Origin of the sequence: Acidithiobacillus sp. HP-11 (assembly GCF_015100075.1) — a bacterium.
GTDB classification, from domain to species: domain Bacteria; phylum Pseudomonadota; class Gammaproteobacteria; order Acidithiobacillales; family Acidithiobacillaceae; genus Acidithiobacillus; species Acidithiobacillus thiooxidans.
This window is the reverse complement of record NZ_JACKYY010000020.1, coordinates 14,273-34,502: the sequence shown is the minus strand read 5'-3', so window position 1 is coordinate 34,502 and position 20,230 is coordinate 14,273. Positions and strand designations below refer to the sequence as shown.

The window sequence follows — 20,230 nt, the reverse complement described above, 5'->3', positions numbered from 1 at the left end:
GCTAGTGCTGACTGCCGCCGCTCAGACTGCCCAGTAGTTTGTTTTCCAGAGCCTTTCCTTGCTGGGCAGCGGACTGGCAAGCCGAGCTGCTGGGGTTCTGCAGGCAACTGATTTCCTTGCCAAGAATGGCCGTACTCTTTTTTTCCAGAACGGCCTGGGTACTTCGGGTATGAGCAGGCGTGGTCAGCCAGGATACCCCATAGCCCAATGCCGATGACAAAATGGTAGCGACCAGAAATACCAGCAGCAAACGCGTAAATCCCGATTCCAGTCCCTGATCATCCAGAAAGCGTTTACTGTACCAGGAAAATACCGGATAACTGACCAGTCCCGCGACAATCCCCCACATATTCAGGCCTCTTTGGGCATATCCAGAGGAAGGGTATAGGGTAGTTTCTGCACATGTACTTCTGCGCCGTCCAAGGCTCCGACTCTGAGAATTTCTCCTGCGTTGGCGGCACGCAGGACCGCCAGTGCTGCGTACTGACCGGAACCGGATTCTGCGGCATTGATGACCAGCCCGATGCTTTGTTCACCCATACTTTCCGCAAATATTTCGTCACCCGCCTGCAAGGGCTGATGGGCACTGACTCCATACATCTGGTTTTTAAGTTTGCCCAGATAATGAGAACGCGCAACAATTTCCTGACCCGGATAGCAACCCTTCTTGAAATTGATGCCGCCCAGCACCTCCAGATTCAGTTCTTGAGGGATTACTTTTTCGGTGGTGTCCAGGCTGATGTAAGCCACTCCCGCCTGGATGGCGGCTAAACGCCATTGAGCAACAGGCGCTTCCAGTCCACCCGATTGGGTCAGGAGATGCGTCAGATCAGCCAGTTTTTCGCGTGGGGCGATCAGCTGAAATATTTCCAGATTTGCCCAGGGCAGGCGGGTCAGGAGCCAATCATCCCGGGCGGCACCCTCATTTTCAAGTTCAGGCGTTGCACATCCCAAAGCCTTGGTCAGAAGGTCTCCAGTGCCGGCCCCATAAATAGCCATTATTGCGTAATCGGGTTCGGCATTTTCAATGTCCAGCTTGGCCATCATCCGAAATTTGCGCAGGCGTTCTGCAACCACATCTACCAGGCTGCTGGAGAGGCTTAACCAAATATGGTCCCCGGCGCGTTGCACGTAAAAATTGGCAATCATCCGCCCTTTGGCCGTACTGTAACTGCTCCACTGTCCCTGGCCGGCACTGGTCAGGCTGTGCAGATCATTGGAGAATTGGCCCTGCAGAAATTTTTCGGCCTCCGCGCCATAGGCATGAATAAGCCCCAGTTCGCTACTCAGGAGGGAAAATTGGATGGCGGCTGATGACATGAATAAAAACTCCCGATGGCTATTACAAGCAGGCCCCGATGATAGCGCGATGGCTGCCGGGGACAAAGTACTTCCTCCCCTTTCCTGTGGGAGCGTTCAGCAGCAGGCACTGCTACACAGTCTGTCCTGCTGCTTGGCGGGACTCTGTGCATTTTTGAGCATGCTGGATAATTTCCGTTTTGGGATGGCTCTGTTATTGCTGGTTATTATCTGGACATTGTGGTTTTGCCCCTGGTCAATACAAAGGCGGATGGCGCTACCGATCGTCTTGATGTCGGGACCCGAGAATCAGTATCTGCTGCAGTTGGGCAATGGTGAACAGGTACAGGTGCAGCTGCGGGCATGGCCCTTTCTGCATCTCCGGCTGGGCGTGCTGACGCTGCGCGGCATCCACAAGCAAAAATACACGCTGATTGGTGTTTTCCCGGTCAGGGATGCGGTCTGGCGCTTGTGGCGTCTGCATCTGCGGCAGGTATGGGCCGAGCGTAAGGCTGTTCATGGTCGCGCTGGCTGAGCATATCCTGGGGATTGTTGTGGGTGTCGGGATGATCGCTATTATAGTGACAGCCCCGGGATTCACGCCGAAACAACGCAGAACGCAGCAGAATTTCCGCGTTTTGGCGCATATTGCGCAACTCCTGATACGCCCTGGATATGCCCGCAACGTCGCCAATCCGGGTTCGCATGCTTTCCAGTCGCTCAATGGCCTGTTGAATATCCCGATCGTTGCGAATGATGCCGCCGCTTTGCCACATCAGTTTCTGAATGTCGTGGCGCAGGATCTGGATATGGTCCTTGTAAATAGTGCGGTCATGAGTCGTTGAAAGTGGGCAGGCATGCAGGTTGCCATCCGGCTTATCTGGAAGTTGCGCCAAACCTTCCAGAGCTTCGACAATACTTGCCGCGCCGACCACACATTCCAGCAGGGAATTGCTGGCCAGGCGGTTGGCACCGTGCAGGCCCGTGGAACTGACTTCACCGGCAGCATATAACCCGGGCACCGTGCTGCGTCCTGACTGATCTACAACAATCCCACCACAGGTGTAGTGAGCGGCGGGCACTACCGGAATGGGTTCATGCGTCAAATCGTGGCCGTGTTCAAGACAATGGGCGTATATCGCCGGAAAATGTTGACGTATCCTTTCACTGGGCTGCGCACTGATGTCCAGAGTGACATAGGCAAGTTGATTTTTTTTCATTTCGGCATCAATGGCGCGGGCCACAATATCTCTGGGAGCCAGTTCGGCACGAGGGTCGTACTGCTCCAAAAAAGTCCGGCCATCGGGAAGACGGAGCAGGGCACCTTCACCACGTAAGGCTTCCGAAAGTAAAAAGGGCGTATTATCCGGATCATAAAGGGTGGTTGGATGAAACTGGATAAATTCAAGGTTGGCGATTTCAGCCCCGGCCCGGTAAGCCAGGGCCAATCCGTCCCCTGTAGCTACCAGTGGGTTACTGGTATGCAGGTAAAGTTGACCCGCTCCACCGCTGGTCAGTATGACAGCGCGGGCAGTCCATAATTCCGGCAAGCTGGACCCGTTTCCAAGGACCCAGGCTCCCTGACAGGATCCGTCCTGTAGCCATAAATCAGTAACAAAGTGATTTTCCATCAGGCTGATTTCAGGATGCTGACGCAGCTGCGCCAAAAGGGTGCTTTCAATGGCATGGCCGGTGGTATCCGCCCGGTGCAGAACCCGGCGCACCCGATGCCCCCCTTCGCGAGTCAAATGCCATTCACCATGCGCCTGCTGATCAAATGGCACACCCCAGTTGATGAGCTGTTGTGCCGCCGCTGGTCCGGCACGAATAATCCGTGACACCGCCGCCGGGTGACAGAGACCCGCACCGGCACCCAAGGTGTCTTCAACATGCATGGTGATGCTGTCCTGGTTGAAGTCCATGACGGCAGCCATCCCCCCCTGGGCCCAGTCGCTGGCCGAAATTGCCGCCAGATCCTTGCTGAGAATACCTACGCTACCCAGGCGGGCAAGCCCCAATGCTGTGCTCAAGCCAGCGGCGCCGGAGCCTATAATTAAAAAATCGAAAGCGGGCATTCATCGTCCTGTAGGAAATAGTATGAAGTCGTTGCAAGAAAACGCGCTGCTCATGATACGATGACGCGCTAACAAGGTGAAGAACGGCACAGGAACCATAAAGGAAGGCCGAATGAGTAAAACAAGTGGACGCGGCACAAGTGGTGCGCTGGAAAGTGGTGCGTCCAGTGACCTGCTCCTCGTTCAGCGGGTGCAAAAAGGCGAGAAAGGGGCATTTGATCTTCTGGTTCGCAAATATCAGCACAAGGTGGTCGCCCTGGTGGGTCGTTTTGTGCGCACTCCGGAAGAAGCGGAAGATGTGGCCCAGGAAGCCTTCGTCAAAGCCTATCGGGCACTGAAGAATTTTCGCGGGGATAGCGCATTTTATACCTGGTTATATCGTATTGCCGTCAATACTGCGAAAAATCACCTGGTCGCCCAGGGTCGGCAGGTAGCTATTGTGGATGCCGAAACTGAAGATGCGGAACAATTTGCCGGTGCCGATGGACTAAGAGAGTACGATACACCTGAAGGTGTTTTGCTCAGTAAGGAATTAGCTGAACATATTGATGGTGCTTTGTCGGAATTACCGGAGGATTTGCGAACAGCAGTCACCCTGAGGGAATTTGAAGGGCTCAGTTATGACGAAATTGCGCAGGTTATGGAGTGTCCGGTGGGTACTGTGAGGTCCCGTATTTTCAGGGCTCGTGAGGCCATTGCCAAAGTTTTGGCACCTTTGTTAGATCAGGAACAGTCATGAACGAACAAACAAAAAAAGAGCTGATGGCCTTCATGGAAGGCGAAATGGGTCCCTTGCAGGCGAATCGTATGGCTGCCCGATTGCAAGGTGAGCAGGGCCTTCGTGATGCCTGGGAAAACCAGTACCGGGTTTCTTTTTTGCTGCAAAATGATCGCGCCGGGACGCAATGGGCTTCTGCCGGATTTGCCGACCGCGTGGCCGCACAAATAGCCGAGGAGCCCAGTATCCTGGCTCCTCGTGCCACAGTGTCACGGAGTCCCATCAGTCCTTTCTGGATGAAAGCCGGTTCAGTAGCAGCCGTGCTGGTAGTGTCGGTTACCTTGGTGGGCTTGTTACCACGCAATACGTTGACTGAAGGTCAAGGTGATCATGCAAATCTCGCGCATTATCAGCGAACGGCATTGTTAAGCGGCACACAGAGTAGTCCTGAGGTGTTTCATCTCCGCCCCGTTGCCGATTTCAATGTTCAGGCGTCGGGTCCGGATCTGGTGATTCAACGCGATATCAAGCGGCTCTGGATTCCAGGACACAGTAACTATCTGCCGGCTTCAGAATCAGTTTATTATCCAAACGCTGCAGGGCTGCAAAATACGGTGTATAGCCCGGCAACGGGCATCAGCAATTTTTCCAATTATAATCCTGCTGGCGGCTATCCCTAAAATATCGACGTCAAATTGTTGCCAACATGCCCGGATACCGAGATGATAAGCAGGGTATCCGAATAAGTGATAAATCGTGGTTGGGAGGGAGTGTACTTTGAATAATCGTGTGCTGCTTAGACAGCGCCCAATGGTGGCGCTATGTGTGGGATTGGCTTTGGGTGTGGGTGGAATGCTTCCGGTTGCGGCTGTTGCGGCCCCAACGCAGGCGTCAATGGTTGCGCTTCCTGACTTTACGCCTATTGTGAAGCAATATGGTCCTGCGGTTGTGAACATCAGTACCACGGAAACCAAGGTGGCCCGCAGTGCTGGTTCGCCATTTCCGCCCAATTCACCGCTCAACCAGTTTTTTGCCCCTTTTTTCGGTGCGCCGGGACAACCGGGTAGTGATCAGGGAGAAGGTGCGGCTCCCGGTCATAAGTATCAGGTCCAATCGCTGGGTTCCGGCTTTATTGTCAGCCCGGACGGTTACATTGTCACTGCTGCGCACGTGGTCAAGGGTGCCCAGAAAATCATCGTCAGCCTCACCAATCATCACCAGTACAAGGCGCATCTGGTGGGCTTGTCTACCCGTATGGATGTGGCGCTGCTTAAAATTGATGCCAATAATCTGCCGACGGTTCAGATTGGTGATTCCGGCAAGCTCGAAGTAGGGCAGTGGGTACTGGCAGTAGGTTCTCCTTTTGGTTTTGAGAACAGCGTGACTCAGGGAGTCGTCAGTGCTACTGCCCGGCCATTGCCGGATGACCCCTATATTCCCTTCATCCAGACCGATGTACCCATCAATCCGGGTAATTCCGGTGGTCCGTTGTTTAACATGCGCGGTCAGGTCATTGGGATTAATGACCAGATTTATACCAACAGTGGCGGTTACATGGGTTTATCTTTTTCGATCCCCATCAATGTAGCCATGGATGCGGTCAAACAACTCAAGCTGCATCAGAAGGTACATTTCGGCTGGCTGGGCGTAATGATTCAGGATGTCAGCATGGATCTCGCCAAATCCTTTCACATGAAAGAACCGATAGGGGCCCTGGTATCCCAGGTGGTGCCCGATGGCCCGGCCGCCAAGGCGGGTTTGCGTCCCGGGGACGTGATTGTTTCCTTTGACGGGCATGCCATCTACAACTCGGGCCAGTTGCCGCCCATGGTTGGAGCGCTGCCTGCCGGGTTCAAGGCAAAACTGGGAATTATTCGGGATGGTAAGCCCATGACCCTGAATATTGTCGTTGAAAGTTTGCCCGGGGATATGGACAAAGCGGCGGACAAGACAGCTGCTCCTGATGCCCAAACCCAGAAAGGTGAAATCAAGCGGCTGCATATTGAAGTGGGCCCGTTGACGGCAGAAGCCCGCAAGCAACTGAACGTCAATACTGGCGTGCTGGTTTTGGGCGTCGCACCGGGGGTTGCGGCGGAAGCAGGCATTCGCCCGGGAGACGTCATTCTTCAGGTGGCGCAACAGCCCGTCAATAACGTCAGTACATTGCAAAAGCTGGTAGCTTCTCTGCCTGCCGGGCAGCCAGTTCCCGTACTGGTGCGTCGTGGTGACGGTAGCTTCTATATAGTGCTTTCACTTCCGCACTGAAGCATAGAGAAATCGTCCGGGGCTGGTGTATGTACCAGCCCTTTTTGTTATGGTGTCGATCAAGACAGTGAGACCTGTCAGGTTGTCAGGGATTTAAGGGTATATGACTGAGCAGCAACATATTCGTAACTTTTCCATCATTGCCCATGTGGACCACGGTAAATCCACGCTTGCTGATCAGTTTATCCGCTTGTGCGGTGCCCTGACCGAGCGGGAAATGTCCAGTCAGGTACTGGATACCATGGATATTGAAAAAGAACGGGGCATTACTATCAAGGCGCAAAGTGTGCGTCTGCAATTCAAGGCCAAAGATGGACAGGAATATCAGTTCAATTTGATTGATACGCCAGGTCATGTGGATTTTTCCTATGAAGTGAGCCGTTCCCTGGCAGCCTGTGAAGGGGCTTTGTTGGTGGTAGATGCCTCCCAGGGGGTGGAAGCCCAAAGTGTGGCTAATTGCTACACGGCTTTGGAGCATGATCTCGAAATTGTTCCGGTGCTCAATAAAATTGATCTTCCAGCGGCAGATCCGGCCCGGGTGCGTACGGAAATTGAGGAAATTGTCGGACTCCCCGCTGATGACGCCATTGAGGCCAGCGCCAAGGAAGGCATCGGTATTCGCGAGATCCTCGAAAAAGTGGTTGAACGGATTCCGGCTCCTCAAGGCGATGCCAACGCCCCTTTGCAGGCGCTCATCATCGACTCCTGGTTTGACAATTATCTGGGTACCGTGGTGCTGGTGCGGGTCATGAACGGATCCATCCGGCCCGGTCAGCGGATTGTGACCATGGTTGGCCAGAAAAATTATGTGGTTGAAAAGGTAGGGGTTTTTACTCCAAAGTCGCTCATCGTGCCGGCACTGGAAACAGGGGCCGTGGGGTTTGTTATCGCCGGCGTCAAAAGTATTGAAGGCGCGCGGGTAGGCGATACCCTGACTGAACAGGATCGGCCAGCGTCTCAGGCCTTGCCGGGATTTCGCGAGGTGCAACCGCAAGTGTTTACCGGCTTGTATCCAGTTGATTCATCCGATTATGAGGATTTTCGTGAAGCTTTGCAGAAATTGCGTCTGAATGATGCGGCCCTGCAATTTGAACCCGAAACTTCGCAGGCTTTGGGCTTTGGCTTCCGTTGTGGGTTTCTCGGCTTACTCCATATGGAAATTGTTCAGGAACGCCTGGAACGGGAATATCAGCTCGAACTCATCAGCACCGCACCCACCGTGGTTTATCAGGTGATTACCACCGATGGGCAGACTCTGAAAATCTCCAATCCCGCAGAATTACCCCCTGTTCAGAAAATCGCCGATTTTCAGGAGCCGGTAATCAGCGCCAATATTCTGGTACCGGAAACCTATCTGGGGCCGGTGATTGCCTTGTGCGAAGAACGGCGTGGCCAGCAGAAAAACATGCAATTTACCGGTGGGCAGGTGATGTTGCGCTATGACTTGCCCCATAATGAGGTGGTCCTGGACTTTTTTGATCGTTTGAAATCGGTTAGTCGCGGTTACGCCTCCATGGATTACGAGTTTGCCCGTTTTGAAAGCGGCCCACTGGTTAAAATGGATATTTTGATTAATGGCGAAAAGCTGGACGCCCTGTCCTGGATTGTCCATCGCGATGTTTCCGAGCGTCGCGGGCGTGAGCTGGTTACCCGTTTACGTGAACTTATTCCCCGACAAATGTTCGAAGTGGCCATACAAGCGGCGATCGGTGCCCGAATTATTGCCCGTGAATCCGTCAAGGCAATGCGTAAAAACGTCCTTGCCAAATGCTATGGTGGAGATATTTCCCGTAAACGAAAATTGCTGGAGAAGCAGAAAGAGGGCAAAAAGCGTATGAAACAGGTTGGACACGTGGAAATTCCGCAAGAAGCTTTTCTGGCGGTACTCAAGAGCGATAAACGCTAAAAAGGAAGGAAAAACGTCAATGGATTTTACTTTGGGTTTGTTTCTGGCGGTGCTGTTATCTGGTCTGATCTGGCTGGTAGATATTGTTTTTCTGCGGCGCAGGCGCGACAAGGAAACCCGTGAGTCTCTCATTGTAGAATATGCGCGCAGTTTTTTTCCGGTGCTTCTCGTTGTCTTTTTAATTCGTTCCTTTCTGTTTGAACCGTTCCAGATCCCATCGGGCTCGATGATTCCAACCCTTCGGGTCGGTGACTTTGTTCTGGTCAACAAATTTCAGTGGGGTTTGCGACTACCCCTGATTCATACCCCCTTAACCCGGGGCAGCCCGGTAGAAGCCGGAGATATCATGGTGTTTCGTTATCCCAAAAATCCCCGTATTGATTATATCAAACGGGTGATTGGTCTTCCTGGCGATACAATCGAAGTGAAGGGTAATGACCTCTACATCAACGGCAAACTGGTTCCGCAAAAATTTATCGGGAATTTTAATTACCGTCCAGAAGGACAGGGTGCCGAGGGCATGGTCATTCCCACCAAGGAATATGCCCAGGAATTGGGTGGCCACCATTTTCACATTATCGAGTTTGATACGCCGGAAGCCCAGATGGATTTTGGACCCTATAAAGTCCCCCCCCATTCCTATTTCATGATGGGAGATGACCGTGACAACAGTAATGACAGTCGTTTCTGGGGTGTAGTGCCAGAGCGCAATATTGTCGGTAAAGCCATGTTCGTCTGGTTTTCCTGGGATGCAGAAGACTGGTCTATTCGTTGGAAGCAAATTGGCCGTTCGCTGGATGGACAGCATTAATTCTTGTTGAATACACTTGCATAAAGCATCGTTGGCGTCTAACTAGCGGGCATAAGTCCATCCAGAATTTCGGGAGATTCCTTCAATGCAAGTTTATAATCCATTCGTCCGCAAGTTCGGCAGTCTGCCCCAAAACACTGCTGAGCGACTATCACCGGAGGCTGGCATCGGTCTTATCGGGGTGATTTTCTGGATTTTGATGCTGGTACTGGCCATTGCTTTTGTCGTGAAAGTGATGCCCAGCTACTATGATTACTGGTCCTTACAAAACATCGTCAAGCAACAGGCGCAAGAGGCCGGACCCGAAGAATCCGCCGGACAAATACTCTACAATCTGAACGGAAGACTGGGTGTCGCCATGATCCATATTCCACAAAAAGACATTGTTATTGAAAAAGCGGGCTCTGGACCGGTTTTGATTACTGTTACCTATGACAAAATAGTGCCTTTGGCAGGAAATATGAGCCTGCTTCTGCATTTCCAGGCAAAGGGCGGTCACTGAAGCCTTTGTCTGAAAGCAGTCGTGGTCCGGGAAGCTTTTTGCTCCATTGTTCCTTGCCTGTTGTTCTAAGGCTCATCCTGCTGTCAGGAGAGAACTCGCCCTACGGGCTCAAACAGCTCTCCTGACGGGCGCTGGATTTCGCCAAGAACAACAACGGCTCAGAACAAAAGTCGCTGCAAAGCCTCCAGGACCAAGACCGCTTTCAGGAATATTCAAGATCAGCTCAGCGCATCACCAGCCTCTGTAGTTTCTTTTGGAGTATTCGCGACCTGTTCTTTCCGTGTATGATAGCGCTTTTTTTGTTTCAAAATAACTGAGAATGGGGTTATGGGTTCGCTGGATATACTGCAAAAAAGGCTGGGATACCGCTTTGCCGAAATGGGTTTGCTCACCCAGGCATTGACGCATCGTAGTGCTGGATCTGCACATAATGAACGACTGGAATTTCTGGGTGATGCTGCCCTTAATTTTGTGGTGGCGGCCCGATTGTTTGGTCGTTTCCCCAAGGTGAGCGAAGGGGATTTGTCCCGTATGCGCGCACGGCTGGTGCGCGAAGAAACTCTGGCGGAAATTGCCGGTGAAATTGCCCTGGCGGATTATCTGATTTTGGGTCCGGGCGAAGTGCGCAGTGGTGGCGCGCGGCGCGATTCCATTCGCGCCGACGCCCTGGAGGCCGTCATCGGTGCGGCCTTTCTGGATGGAGGCTTCAGTGCTGCTGAAGGCATTGTCCTCAAGTTGTTGGAACCGCGTATTACCGATCAGTTGGGTGATGCTGAATTACGCGACCCCAAAACCCGTTTGCAGGAGTTTTTGCAGGGTCGAGGGCGACCCCTGCCGATTTATACGCTCATTGAAGAAAAAGGGCAGGCCCACGAAAGGCGGTTTGTGGCGCGCTGTAGCGTTCCCGGGATTGAGCCGACGGAAGCAGAAGATGGCAGTCGGCGCAAAGCCGAGCAGCAGGCGGCTACATTGATGCTTACGCAACTGCAGAACACGCCGCGTGGCTGAAAATACTGATCAGGACCGCGTCGAAACCTACCGGAGTGGTTATGTAGCCCTGCTGGGCCGCCCCAATGTGGGGAAATCTACCCTGCTCAATCATCTGGTGGGGCAAAAAATCAGTATTACGGCCCCCCGTCCACAAACTACCCGTGATCAGATTCTGGGCATTTTAACCCGATCTGATGGTCAGGCCCTGTTTTTGGATACCCCGGGTGTTCATAGTGGTTACCGTAGCCTGAACAGGCACCTGCTCAGAGCAACGCGAGGCGCCCTGGAGTCGGCAGATCTGGGTGTATTGGTGGTGGAGGCCCTAGCCTGGACAGCTGATGATGGAGAAGCCCTGCGCTGGTTGCAGCGTAGTGGCATTCCGATACTGGCTGTGGTCAATAAAATAGACAAAATCAAGACCAAAGAGCGTCTGTTTCCTTACTTGCAGAGTTTGTCCGAACGCGCTGATTTCGCCGCAGTCATTCCTCTGTCAGCGCGTAAAACCGGGGATGTGGAACGATTGGCTGATGTACTGATTCCGTTATTACCCCTTTCGGAAGCGGTGTTTCCTGAAGATCAGGTCACGGATCGGAATATGCGTTTCATGGCAGCGGAAATTATTCGTGAACAGATTTTCCGGCAGTTAGGCGCAGAATTACCTTACGACACGGCTGTTGCCATTGATAGTTATCAGGTTGAAAACGGACAACAGCGTATTGAGGCGACCATTTACTGTCGGCGCTCAGGTCAAAAAGCCATCATTCTTGGTGAGGGTGGCAGTCGCTTGCGGGTTATTGGTAGTCGTGCCCGGGAAGCATTGCAGCAGTTGACCGAAGAACGTGTCTGGCTGGGCCTTTGGGTCAAACAAAAAGAGCAATGGACGGACGATCCCCATATTTTGCGTGAGCTGGGGTATGACGACTGAGTCCGGTGATCGGGCCTGGGTATTGCACCGCTATGCTTATGGGGACTCGAGCCTGGTGGTAGAGTTTTTCAGCCGAAAACAAGGACGTCTGGGGCTGCTGGCCAAGGGCGCACGACGTCCCCGCTCGCCACTTGCCAGAATTGAAGCGGGGCGACCGCTGTGGATACGCTGGCAAGGGAAAGGGGATCTCCCCTTATTGATCCAGGCCGAAGAACTGGCTGCCGTACATCCCCTGAATACTTTGCAAAACCTGAGCTTGTTTTATATGAACGAGTTACTGTTGCGCCTCACCCAGCGTGCTGATCCATTTCCCGAGTTTTTTGACCAGTACGAAACCACTATCAAGGGCTTGAAAGATGTCGCAGCAATCGCCTGGAATCTGCGACGCTACGAACGGCATCTGCTCGAAGCCTTGGGCTGGGCGGCAGATCTGAACCATTGTGGACAATGTGGTATCACCCTGACACCCGACAGCAAATGGTCTTACCTGACTCAAGCAGGGGTATTCTGTCCTCGCCATGTACCAGAACAAGGGTCTGTAACCATTCCTGCAGAAGCCTTGCAATGGCTTGCTGGCCCGATGAACAGCGCGCCGGCTTCAGGCTATAATGCGCACTTGAGAAATTACCTGGAACGTGAACTGCAGGTCCATCTCGGCAGCAAGGCACTGGAGAGTCGACGCCTCCTTGCGGCATACTTGCAACGCCATAAGCGTAGCGCATCAACCTGAACCATGAGGAGCATCATCCATGATTGCCTTGGGTGTTAATATTGATCATGTGGCCACCCTGCGCCAGGCGCGGGGTACCCGATATCCCGACCCAATCGAAGCGGCTTTTGTCGCTGAACGCGCCGGAGCCGATGCCATTACTGCGCACCTACGCGAAGATCGTCGCCATATTCAGGATCGGGACATCGAGATTCTCAGCCAGATCCTGCAGACCCGCCTCAATCTGGAAATGGCCGTGGAAGAAGGGGTACTGCGCATTGCCGAGCGACTGTCTCCCAGTGATTGCTGTCTGGTGCCGGAACGGCGCGCCGAACTGACGACCGAAGGCGGACTGGATGTTGCCGGACAAATGCCACGCATCAAGGAAGCCTGCCAGCGTCTGGCCCAGGCCGGGGTGAGAGTGTCTTTGTTTGTTGATCCGGACCCTTTCCAGCTGGAAGCAGCGGCGGAAACGGGTGCCCCGGTGGTGGAATTGCACACTGGTCGCTATGCCAATGCGACCGATACGGCAAAACGTCTTGAAGAACTGGGTTTGATTGGCAGTGCGGTCAATTTTGCAGAAAGCCTGGGGCTGCAGGTGAATGCCGGGCATGGGCTGGATTACCATAATGTCCAGGCGATTGCTGCCATTCCGGGTATTCGTGAGTTGAATATTGGTCATGCCATTGTTTCCCATGCAGTATTTAGCGGTCTTGGGGCTGCTGTTACGGAAATGAAGCGATTGATGCTTGAGGCCCGTGGATGATTGTCGGAATGGGCACCGATATTGTGGCTGTGGAGCGTATGGCCCGTCTGCACGCCCGCTATGGTCTGCGTCTGAATGAACGCATTCTGGGCCCTCTGGAGCGTACTGATCTGCCTTGTGAAGCGGCCGCTGCGGCGGCTTTTCTGGCACGTCGTTTTGCCGCGAAGGAAGCGGCCTATAAGGCGCTGGGAAGCGGTCTGGGTGAAGGTATGCGCTGGTCGGACGTCCAGGTCACCCACGACGCTGCCGGCCGCCCGCAATTGCTGATGCAGGGGAAATCCGGAGAATTGCTGGCGCAATGGGGAAGGGAGGTGCGTACCTGGCTTTCCATCAGTGATGAACGGCGTTATGCCACTGCGGTGGTCATTCTGGAATTAGGAGCTTAACGCATGAAAGTAACGGTTGTTGGAACCGGATATGTGGGTCTGGTAACTGGAGCCTGCCTTGCCCAGGTCGGTAATCAGGTACTTTGCGTGGATATTGATGCGGATAAGGTAGCGCGTTTGCGTCAGGCTGAAGTCCCCATATACGAACCCGACTTGCCGGGCATTGTGCAGGATGGGGTCAAAAGTGGAAGACTGCAGTTCACAACGGATATTGCTGCAGGTGTTGCGCATGGCGATTTTGTATTCATTGCGGTAGGCACTCCACCCGAAGAAGACGGCTCTGCGGACCTGCGTCATGTTCTGGCTGTCGCGGGTGAAATTGGTCAGCATCTTCAGAATCCGGTGATTGTCATCAACAAATCCACGGTCCCGGTGGGAACAGCGCGCAAAGTACAGGATCATATTGCGGCCGCCCTGACAAAGCGCGGGGTGGATATCCCCTTCGTGGTGGTCTCCAACCCAGAGTTTTTGAAAGAAGGTGCGGCGGTAGGGGATTTCATGAAACCAGACCGGATTGTGGTGGGTACCGATGACCCCGTTGCTGCCGAAAAAATGCGCGCTCTTTATGCACCCTTTAATCGTAATCATGACCGTCTCATTATCATGGACCCACCTTCCGCCGAACTGACCAAATATGCTGCCAATGTCATGTTGGCCACCAAAATTTCGTTGATGAACGAACTGGCAGGACTGGCCGAATGTGTAGGTGCGGATATTGAGCAGGTACGTCGGGGCATTGGTGCGGACCCCCGCATTGGTTATTCGTTTATTTATCCAGGCTGTGGTTATGGGGGGTCCTGTTTTCCCAAGGATGTACGCGCCCTGGAGTACAGCGCCAGGCAACATGATTTTGACGCCCCGCTGCTTACGGCAGTAGAAGCCGTCAATAATCGCCAGAAACAGATTCTGGAAAAAAAACTGGTAGCCGTCCTCGGCGAAGACCTGAAAGGAAAAAAAATTGCCATATGGGGCCTGGCCTTCAAACCCAATACGGATGATTTGCGCGAGGCCCCCAGCCGGGCACTAATTGCGGGTATCCTGAAAAGAGGCGGCACGGTGCAGGCCTATGATCCTGTAGCAATGGATGAGGTTCGGCGGGTATACGCCGGGGAGTCAGCGCTGACCCTTTGCGTCGATCCTTATGCGGCCTGCGAGTGCGCGGATGCCCTGGTTATCTGTACGGAATGGCAGGAGTTTCGCAGTCCGGATTTTGCTGAAATGCGTCGGCTTCTCCGTCAGGCGGTCATTGTCGACGGCCGCAATATTTATGAACCGACGGTGCTGCGGGCAGAGGGCTTTGTCTATTCTGCCATTGGACGGCCTTGATATGTTGAATGCACTGGATAATCTCGCTCAGGCCCGGGTCGCCATCATTGGCGACGTGATGCTGGATCGTTACTGGTTTGGCAAGGTCGATCGTATTTCGCCGGAAGCGCCGGTGCCCGTAGTACAGGTTCGTCGTGAAGAAGAGCGACCGGGAGGTGCCGCCAACGTGGCGCTGAACGTGCTTTCCCTGGGGGCCGAGGCGCATTTGCTGGCGCCAGTCGGCCAGGATGCTGCGGGGGCTCAGCTGACCCGCCTTCTTGAGCAGGCTGGTGTCAAAACCCGGCTCATCGCTGATGCCAGTTACCCGACCACGGTGAAATTACGGGTTATTGGCCATCAACAGCAGTTGCTGCGCATGGATTTTGAATCACAACCCAGCCCCGAGCATGGGGAAAATATCCGCGCCACGGCCCATGAAATATTGACGGGTGCGGGTGCCTTGCTGCTTTCCGATTATGGAAAAGGAGCCTTGCAGGCGGTCGAATCCCTGATTGCGTCCGGGCGGGCGGCAGGCCTGCCGGTGCTGATTGATCCCAAAGGACGGGATTATCGTCCCTATGCCGGAGCAACCATTATTACGCCCAACCTGAATGAATTTCAGGCGGTGGCAGGGACCTGGACCAGTGAAGAACAATTTCTGGCGCTTGGCCGGGAATGGCGCCAGAAATTGCAGCTGGAAGCGCTCCTGGTCACACGCGGCGAGGAGGGGATGACCCTGTTCACCGAAAATGCCATTCATCATCATCCCGCCCGGGCGCGTGAAGTATTTGATGTGACCGGTGCCGGGGATACGGTCATTGCCACCCTGGCGACGGCCCTGGCCGCCGGATGGCCCATGGATCAGTCGGTAGAGCTGGCTAATCGGGCGGCAGGCATTGTGGTCGGCAAATTGGGTGCGGCCGTCGTCAGTTGCGAAGAACTGGCTGCCCAGGGCGACGAATGAAGCAAGACCCCGATTCTTCTGTCGTGCCACGTCTGCCTGTACCCAAGTTGCTGCAGCGGCGCATTGGCCGTGCGGTGGCTGATTTTCGCATGATCCAGCCCGGTGACCGCATACTGTTGGCGCTTTCTGGGGGTAAGGATTCGCTCACGTTGCTGCATATGCTCCGTGCCATGCAGCGGCAATTTTCGGTACCCTTTGAGCTGGGGGTGGCGACCGTTGACCCTATGAGCCCCGACTATGATCCGCAAGTGCTGCTGCCTTACATTGAATCCTTGGGTATTCCTTATTTTCTGGAGCGACAGGATATTTACGAGCGGGCCAAAAAGCATCTGTTGCGTCCCTCTTACTGCAGCTTTTGTGCGCGCATGCGCCGGGGAGTCCTTTATCGCTGCGCCCGCCGCGAAGGTTACAATGTTCTCGCTTTGGGGCAGCATCTCGATGATTTTGCCGAAAGCTTTTTCATGTCCATGTTTTATAATGGCGAAATGCGGACCATGAAAGCCCATTATCGCGTCAGGGAAGGGGATTTACGGGTCATTCGTCCGCTGGTGTATTGTCGCGAACGACAGATGCGCCAGCATGCTGAAGAACAAAAATTACCCGTCATTTATGAGAACTGTCCGGCCTGTTTTGGCAAACCCACAGAACGCCAACACATGAAAGAACTGCTGGCGCAACAGGAAGCCCATGATCCGCGCTTGTTCAAGCAGCTTCAGCGCGCCTTGCAGCCGCTGATGGGAACGGGTCTGGAAGATTTGCATTTTGAGGATGAGCATGACTGATTTTTCACAAGTCTTTTACTGGGAAACCCTACCATTACGCGGCGCGCGCTGCCGCCTTGACGAGATTTATGCCCGGGTGTTACGGGGCTTCAAGGGACAGGACGACATGGCCCAATTATTGGGCGAAGCGCTGGTAGGTCTGGCCTTATTGGCTACCACCCAGAAAAATTATGAACGTCTGATTATTCAGGCGCAAAGCAAAGGTCCGCTCAAACTTCTGGTCGCGGAGATGACGGCTGCCGGAGGTATGCGTGCCTATGGTAATTGGGAGGAGGGCGTCTCGGTGGACTTGTCACATTTGCCTGATGCCCTGCTGGCTATTACCGTGGATATGGGCATGGATCGGGAGCGTTATCAGGGACTGGTTGAGCTGCGCGAAAGTCTCACCCTTTCCCTGAATGCCTATTTTGCTGAATCAGTGCAGTCCCCCGCGTATTTTCGCCTGGTCGCTGATCCCCAACGGCAGCAGGCGGGCGGCTATTTTCTGCAACGCCTGCCTGGCGTGCTGGCTGCGGAAGACTGGGAACTGGCGACCCAATTCATAGCCATTGGCTCAGATCAGTCACTGCTACAGGCAAAACCGGAACAATTCCTGCCGGAAATCTTCCCCGATTCGGCGGTACGACTGCATACGCCACAAGCCCTGTTTTTCTCCTGTTCCTGTTCCCCCGAAAAAGTGGAACGCATGCTGATTTCGTTGGGGCAAACAGAAGCGGAAGAGACTCTTCAAAGTGAGGGAGAGATAGTGGTGACCTGCGAATATTGTCAGGAAGTGTACCGCTTTGGTGAAGAGGAAGTGGCCTTGATGTTTGCGCCGGAACACCCTCTGCACTGATTTTTGTGTCCCCTGAGGAGAATTTCCTGATTGGTGCTCTGGCTGCTTCTACGTTATGATTACCAATCCTCAGTGACGACTGACTGACAGAAACTTTGTCTGTCATCTCCAGTCTAATAGAGGGTATAGGGGGCGACCGGCTTCGACGCAGGTCGCGAAGCCTTCGGTGCATGCAGAGCTGCGGTTTGCTCTTAAAACTGGTCGCAGATTCATAATTGCCAACGACAGCAATTACGCCCTCGCTGCTTAAGCAGTGAGCCCTCTGCCCGGATTTGTTCGTGGATCCGGAGTCGAAAGACGCGCGGAGGGTCATAAAACACGGAATCGGGTTTGTTCTAGTCTGTGGAACCGATCCTAAACTAAAGCAGAATCGCCGTAGCATCATCCTGTTTGTCGGAGGGTGGCGCGGTTAAAGCCAATAGACAAACTACGCATGTAGATCCGGTGGTCTAGGTACTGCGGACGCGGGTTCAATTCCCGCCGCCTCCACCAATGAAGTTAAGTAAGCCCCTGATATTATGGGGCTTTATTTTTTTATCTTGGCCGCATTTCTTTCACAATATGAAAGCGGTCTTTAATCGTTGCCATTCACACTAAGGTATGCTTTAATTTGATCGCATTCAACTAAAGACAGCTTTCAATGACACGCATCACTGGGACCTACTCAATTTCCACGACACTGGGCGAGTCGGTGCGCGCCTTCGTGCCCCACGCCTTGCCGCCAGCTGAGCCAGCCCTGTCGCCCGAGGTGTTCACTGACCTCAATCGGCAGGCAGAACTGGCGCTTGCGCGTTTAGCGGGTGTGTCAGGGTTGGTGCCGTCGGCAGATTGGTTGCTGTACAGCGCCATCCGCAAAGAAGCCCTGCTTACGTCACAGATCGAGGGCACGCAGGCCACGCTGACCGACTTGTTCGATGAAGAAGCAGGCTTCAAAGTCAGCAACACCGACGACGTGGAAGAAGTGACCAACTACCTGCGTGCATTCCGCTGGACACAGGAGCAACTGCGCGATCCGAAAGGGCTGCCCATCAGTGTACGGCTGTTGTGCGAGGTGCATCGACGCCTGCTGGATGGAGCGCGCGGCGCAGGTAAACAACCCGGGGAGTTGCGTCGGTCGCAAAACTGGATTGGTGGAACACGGCCCGGCAATGCGGTTTTCGTACCGCCGCCGCCGGAGCACATATCAACCCTGCTGGCCGACATGGAGCGCTTCATCCATGACGAAGCGAAGGACCTGCCACCGATGGTCAAGGTGGCGCTCATCCACGCGCAGTTTGAAACCATCCATCCGTTTCTTGACGGCAACGGGCGCATTGGCCGCCTCCTGATCGCGGCGCTGTTTGAACACTGGGGGTTGCTGTCCGAGCCTTTGATGTACCTCAGCGGCTACCTAAAGCAACACCAGACGGAGTATTACCGTCGCCTATCGGCTATCCGCACAGATGGGGATTGGGAGTCTTGGGTGATCTTCTTTCTGGAAGGTGTCGCTACAGCCGCTGGCGATGCGGAAAAAAACATCATCGAGGTCGCCAGTCTGGTGGCTACAGATCGCAGGCGCTTGCTGCAATCCGCCAAGGCAGGCCCGGCCAGCTACCGGCTGTTCGAGATGTTGCCGATGATGCCGCGCTTCACCATTGAACGCGTCAGAAAGCAGCTGGACACCAGCTTTCCCACAGCAACGGCGGCCGTAAAACTTCTGGAAGATCTGGGCGTCGTGACGGAGATGACCGGGCAGAAAAAGAACCGGAGTTACAGCTACCAGGCCTACGTTGAACTGCTCTCTCGGTGAGAAACACCCGCAGGCCCGCAGCTGGCCGCGTCCTACCTTTGGTTTTCGGTTGACGCTGGCGCTGTCCACTGCAAGCCAAGTCAATTTTAACGGGTGTGCGGCTACTCCAGGTGCCACTTGCGTTTATGAGGCTCAGCCATATACCCCTCGTTTGAGGAGTCCACTGCCACTAACCGCGTAGCGGTGTCAGCAGCTTCACTAACTCTACAAATTCGCTGGGGCGGACTTCCACATTGGCTGGAACAGGCCCTGCCCCTGAAAATAGCGGCGGATTGTCGGGTAGGACGGCAGCGTCACAACCTGCCCCCGCAGGGCGGCCTGCAGGTTGTAGTAGTGCAATTGGGCGGTCCAGCCTGGATGCTCCCGGTATGGGGTTTACCCCCCCCCAGCCCCTCACGCTACGTGACCATCAGCGCCTCTAAAACCATCAATATCCCTGACCGTACTCACGCGCGGCCAGTTGTTTCTGATTGCGGTGAACGACTTCCATTTTGGTCTCCTTCCAAATTTCCCGATCAGGAAATAGCAGACCGAATCATGCCCTAACCGCACTAAACATTCCCGATCGGGAAATATCGCTTGCACTTAGTCCGGTTTTGACTGACAATTTCCCGAACAGGAAACTGAGTCAGCCATGCCATTCATTCGATCACCTCAACAACTCGGCGATGCACTGCGTGGAGCTCGCAAACAACTCGGGCTGACCCAGCCCCAGTTGGCGCTGGCAGCTGGGGTGGGCGTGCGCTTCATTGTCGACCTTGAAGCAGGCAAGCCCACCTTGCGGCTGGAAAATGTGCTGAGGGTCATTGATGCTCTGGGTGGTGAGCTTCAGTTGAGTGGATTGCCATCCGCTGCTTCCGACGCTCAACGAGAGGATGACGGCCATGGCGCATGAACTGGAAGTCTGGCTTTTCGCCGATCGTGTCGGCACGTTGGCGCTGGTCGATGGGCGGCTAAGCTTTTGCTACGCTCCCAGTTGGCTGACTCACAAAGACGCCATTGCCTTGTCCGCCTCGCTGCCCCTGCAAACGGAGCCGTTAGACGACCGCAAAACGCGCCCCTTTTTTGCGGGTCTTCTACCCGAAGGGCAAATGCGCCGCTTGATTGCGCAGCAGTTCAGGTGTCTGACCAGAACGACTTTGCGCTGCTGGACCACATCGGTGGCGAATGTGCCGGGGCTGTGACCTTCCTTGAGCCGGGGCA

23 protein-coding genes and 1 other RNA gene are annotated in these 20,230 nt (G+C 54.3%); 21 read left to right on the top strand and 3 right to left on the bottom strand.

The features are described 5' to 3' along the window. Position 1 precedes the first annotated feature (1 nt). Entirely contained in the window at positions 2-349 is a 348-nt protein-coding gene (locus tag H7F08_RS07750; protein ID WP_010636741.1) for a hypothetical protein, read from the bottom strand. A 2-nt stretch (positions 350-351) separates the two neighbouring features. Then, on the bottom strand, positions 352-1,320 hold the full coding sequence (locus H7F08_RS07745) for a YgfZ/GcvT domain-containing protein (RefSeq protein ID WP_193640251.1): 969 nt from the start codon (positions 1,318-1,320) through the stop codon (positions 352-354). Between H7F08_RS07745 and H7F08_RS07740 the strand changes: the two genes are divergently transcribed. Then, the gene (locus H7F08_RS07740; RefSeq protein ID WP_153940475.1) at positions 1,304-1,834 is read left to right on the top strand and encodes a hypothetical protein; all 531 of its coding nucleotides are present in this window, start codon (positions 1,304-1,306) and stop codon (positions 1,832-1,834) included. The two genes, H7F08_RS07745 and H7F08_RS07740, sit on opposite strands and share 17 nt — an antisense overlap. Here H7F08_RS07740 and nadB read toward each other — a convergent pair. Beyond that, on the bottom strand, positions 1,749-3,374 hold the full coding sequence (gene nadB, locus H7F08_RS07735; RefSeq protein ID WP_031572329.1) for an L-aspartate oxidase: 1,626 nt from the start codon (positions 3,372-3,374) through the stop codon (positions 1,749-1,751). The genes H7F08_RS07740 and nadB overlap by 86 nt on opposite strands. 112 nt (positions 3,375-3,486) lie before the next feature. On the opposite strand from nadB, the gene rpoE reads away from it, so the two are divergent. From rpoE to H7F08_RS15475, 20 genes are all read left to right on the top strand, one after another. Continuing rightward, on the top strand, positions 3,487-4,113 hold the full coding sequence (gene rpoE, locus H7F08_RS07730; RefSeq protein ID WP_010636733.1) for an RNA polymerase sigma factor RpoE: 627 nt from the start codon (positions 3,487-3,489) through the stop codon (positions 4,111-4,113). Then, positions 4,110-4,772 (top strand): sigma-E factor negative regulatory protein, encoded by a 663-nt coding sequence (locus H7F08_RS07725; RefSeq protein WP_031572328.1) that lies wholly within the window; start codon positions 4,110-4,112, stop codon positions 4,770-4,772. The genes rpoE and H7F08_RS07725 overlap by 4 nt, the downstream gene beginning before the upstream one ends. A gap of 130 nt (positions 4,773-4,902) precedes the next feature. Beyond that, positions 4,903-6,357 (top strand): DegQ family serine endoprotease, encoded by a 1,455-nt coding sequence (locus tag H7F08_RS07720; RefSeq protein ID WP_142089064.1) that lies wholly within the window; start codon positions 4,903-4,905, stop codon positions 6,355-6,357. Positions 6,358-6,460: 103 nt separating this feature from the next. Next, on the top strand, positions 6,461-8,263 hold the full coding sequence (gene lepA, locus H7F08_RS07715) for a translation elongation factor 4 (RefSeq protein WP_031572326.1): 1,803 nt from the start codon (positions 6,461-6,463) through the stop codon (positions 8,261-8,263). A 19-nt stretch (positions 8,264-8,282) separates the two neighbouring features. Next, positions 8,283-9,074 carry a signal peptidase I gene (gene lepB / locus H7F08_RS07710; protein ID WP_024893897.1) on the top strand — a complete coding sequence of 264 codons (792 nt, stop codon included), beginning with the start codon at positions 8,283-8,285 and terminating at the stop codon, positions 9,072-9,074. Between the two features lie 85 nt (positions 9,075-9,159). Beyond that, positions 9,160-9,576: a DUF4845 domain-containing protein gene (locus tag H7F08_RS07705; protein WP_031572325.1), complete on the top strand. Its 417-nt coding sequence runs from the start codon at positions 9,160-9,162 to the stop codon at positions 9,574-9,576. Positions 9,577-9,903: 327 nt separating this feature from the next. Continuing rightward, the gene (gene rnc, locus H7F08_RS07700) at positions 9,904-10,584 is read left to right on the top strand and encodes a ribonuclease III (protein WP_010640229.1); all 681 of its coding nucleotides are present in this window, start codon (positions 9,904-9,906) and stop codon (positions 10,582-10,584) included. Continuing rightward, a complete protein-coding gene (gene era / locus H7F08_RS07695) occupies positions 10,577-11,491 on the top strand; it encodes a GTPase Era (protein ID WP_024893895.1) in 915 nt (304 codons plus the stop codon). Before rnc ends, era begins: the two co-directional genes overlap by 8 nt. Continuing rightward, positions 11,481-12,221: a DNA repair protein RecO gene (gene recO / locus H7F08_RS07690; protein WP_010640233.1), complete on the top strand. Its 741-nt coding sequence runs from the start codon at positions 11,481-11,483 to the stop codon at positions 12,219-12,221. Before era ends, recO begins: the two co-directional genes overlap by 11 nt. Positions 12,222-12,240: 19 nt before the next feature. Further along, positions 12,241-12,966, top strand: coding sequence for a pyridoxine 5'-phosphate synthase (pdxJ, locus tag H7F08_RS07685; RefSeq protein ID WP_075322526.1), 726 nt, complete (start codon positions 12,241-12,243; stop codon positions 12,964-12,966). Next, positions 12,963-13,352, top strand: a complete 390-nt coding sequence (gene acpS, locus H7F08_RS07680; protein ID WP_142088480.1) for a holo-ACP synthase — start codon at positions 12,963-12,965, stop codon at positions 13,350-13,352. The genes pdxJ and acpS overlap by 4 nt, the downstream gene beginning before the upstream one ends. 3 nt (positions 13,353-13,355) lie before the next feature. Then, positions 13,356-14,678 (top strand): UDP-glucose dehydrogenase family protein, encoded by a 1,323-nt coding sequence (locus tag H7F08_RS07675; protein ID WP_142088483.1) that lies wholly within the window; start codon positions 13,356-13,358, stop codon positions 14,676-14,678. A gap of 1 nt (position 14,679) precedes the next feature. Then, on the top strand, positions 14,680-15,621 hold the full coding sequence (rfaE1, locus tag H7F08_RS07670; protein ID WP_142088486.1) for a D-glycero-beta-D-manno-heptose-7-phosphate kinase: 942 nt from the start codon (positions 14,680-14,682) through the stop codon (positions 15,619-15,621). After that, a complete protein-coding gene (locus tag H7F08_RS07665) occupies positions 15,618-16,403 on the top strand; it encodes a tRNA 2-thiocytidine(32) synthetase TtcA (protein WP_010640242.1) in 786 nt (261 codons plus the stop codon). Before rfaE1 ends, H7F08_RS07665 begins: the two co-directional genes overlap by 4 nt. After that, positions 16,396-17,238, top strand: coding sequence for an Hsp33 family molecular chaperone HslO (locus tag H7F08_RS07660; protein WP_142088488.1), 843 nt, complete (start codon positions 16,396-16,398; stop codon positions 17,236-17,238). The genes H7F08_RS07665 and H7F08_RS07660 overlap by 8 nt, the downstream gene beginning before the upstream one ends. A 128-nt stretch (positions 17,239-17,366) precedes the next feature. After that, positions 17,367-17,730: a transfer-messenger RNA gene (ssrA, locus tag H7F08_RS07655) on the top strand. 148 nt (positions 17,731-17,878) lie between these two features. Continuing rightward, positions 17,879-19,027 carry a Fic family protein gene (locus H7F08_RS07650; RefSeq protein WP_031572321.1) on the top strand — a complete coding sequence of 383 codons (1,149 nt, stop codon included), beginning with the start codon at positions 17,879-17,881 and terminating at the stop codon, positions 19,025-19,027. 183 nt (positions 19,028-19,210) lie between these two features. After that, complete coding sequence (locus H7F08_RS07645; RefSeq protein WP_142088490.1) at positions 19,211-19,573, top strand: hypothetical protein; 363 nt, start codon at positions 19,211-19,213, stop codon at positions 19,571-19,573. Positions 19,574-19,661: 88 nt separating this feature from the next. Next, a complete protein-coding gene (locus tag H7F08_RS07640; protein WP_031572319.1) occupies positions 19,662-19,922 on the top strand; it encodes a helix-turn-helix transcriptional regulator in 261 nt (86 codons plus the stop codon). Then, positions 19,912-20,211, top strand: a complete 300-nt coding sequence (locus H7F08_RS15475) for a HipA N-terminal domain-containing protein (protein WP_207650557.1) — start codon at positions 19,912-19,914, stop codon at positions 20,209-20,211. Before H7F08_RS07640 ends, H7F08_RS15475 begins: the two co-directional genes overlap by 11 nt. The last annotated feature ends 19 nt before the right edge of the window (positions 20,212-20,230 follow it).

Bases quoted from the DNA above. Each gene is read 5' to 3' on its own strand.
- H7F08_RS07750 (WP_010636741.1), bottom strand. From the start codon at position 349: ATGTGGGGGATTGTCGCGGGACTGGTCAGTTATCCGGTATTTTCCTGG.
- H7F08_RS07740 (WP_153940475.1), top strand. From the start codon at position 1,304: ATGGCGGCTGATGACATGAATAAAAACTCCCGATGGCTATTACAAGCA.
- H7F08_RS07745 (WP_193640251.1), bottom strand. From the start codon at position 1,320: ATGTCATCAGCCGCCATCCAATTTTCCCTCCTGAGTAGCGAACTGGGG.
- nadB (WP_031572329.1), bottom strand. From the start codon at position 3,374: ATGCCCGCTTTCGATTTTTTAATTATAGGCTCCGGCGCCGCTGGCTTG.
- rpoE (WP_010636733.1), top strand. From the start codon at position 3,487: ATGAGTAAAACAAGTGGACGCGGCACAAGTGGTGCGCTGGAAAGTGGT.
- H7F08_RS07725 (WP_031572328.1), top strand. From the start codon at position 4,110: ATGAACGAACAAACAAAAAAAGAGCTGATGGCCTTCATGGAAGGCGAA.
- H7F08_RS07720 (WP_142089064.1), top strand. From the start codon at position 4,903: ATGGTGGCGCTATGTGTGGGATTGGCTTTGGGTGTGGGTGGAATGCTT.
- lepA (WP_031572326.1), top strand. From the start codon at position 6,461: ATGACTGAGCAGCAACATATTCGTAACTTTTCCATCATTGCCCATGTG.
- lepB (WP_024893897.1), top strand. From the start codon at position 8,283: ATGGATTTTACTTTGGGTTTGTTTCTGGCGGTGCTGTTATCTGGTCTG.
- H7F08_RS07705 (WP_031572325.1), top strand. From the start codon at position 9,160: ATGCAAGTTTATAATCCATTCGTCCGCAAGTTCGGCAGTCTGCCCCAA.
- rnc (WP_010640229.1), top strand. From the start codon at position 9,904: ATGGGTTCGCTGGATATACTGCAAAAAAGGCTGGGATACCGCTTTGCC.
- recO (WP_010640233.1), top strand. From the start codon at position 11,481: ATGACGACTGAGTCCGGTGATCGGGCCTGGGTATTGCACCGCTATGCT.
- pdxJ (WP_075322526.1), top strand. From the start codon at position 12,241: ATGATTGCCTTGGGTGTTAATATTGATCATGTGGCCACCCTGCGCCAG.
- acpS (WP_142088480.1), top strand. From the start codon at position 12,963: ATGATTGTCGGAATGGGCACCGATATTGTGGCTGTGGAGCGTATGGCC.
- H7F08_RS07675 (WP_142088483.1), top strand. From the start codon at position 13,356: ATGAAAGTAACGGTTGTTGGAACCGGATATGTGGGTCTGGTAACTGGA.
- rfaE1 (WP_142088486.1), top strand. From the start codon at position 14,680: ATGTTGAATGCACTGGATAATCTCGCTCAGGCCCGGGTCGCCATCATT.
- H7F08_RS07665 (WP_010640242.1), top strand. From the start codon at position 15,618: ATGAAGCAAGACCCCGATTCTTCTGTCGTGCCACGTCTGCCTGTACCC.
- H7F08_RS07660 (WP_142088488.1), top strand. From the start codon at position 16,396: ATGACTGATTTTTCACAAGTCTTTTACTGGGAAACCCTACCATTACGC.
- H7F08_RS07650 (WP_031572321.1), top strand. From the start codon at position 17,879: ATGACACGCATCACTGGGACCTACTCAATTTCCACGACACTGGGCGAG.
- H7F08_RS07640 (WP_031572319.1), top strand. From the start codon at position 19,662: ATGCCATTCATTCGATCACCTCAACAACTCGGCGATGCACTGCGTGGA.
- H7F08_RS15475 (WP_207650557.1), top strand. From the start codon at position 19,912: ATGGCGCATGAACTGGAAGTCTGGCTTTTCGCCGATCGTGTCGGCACG.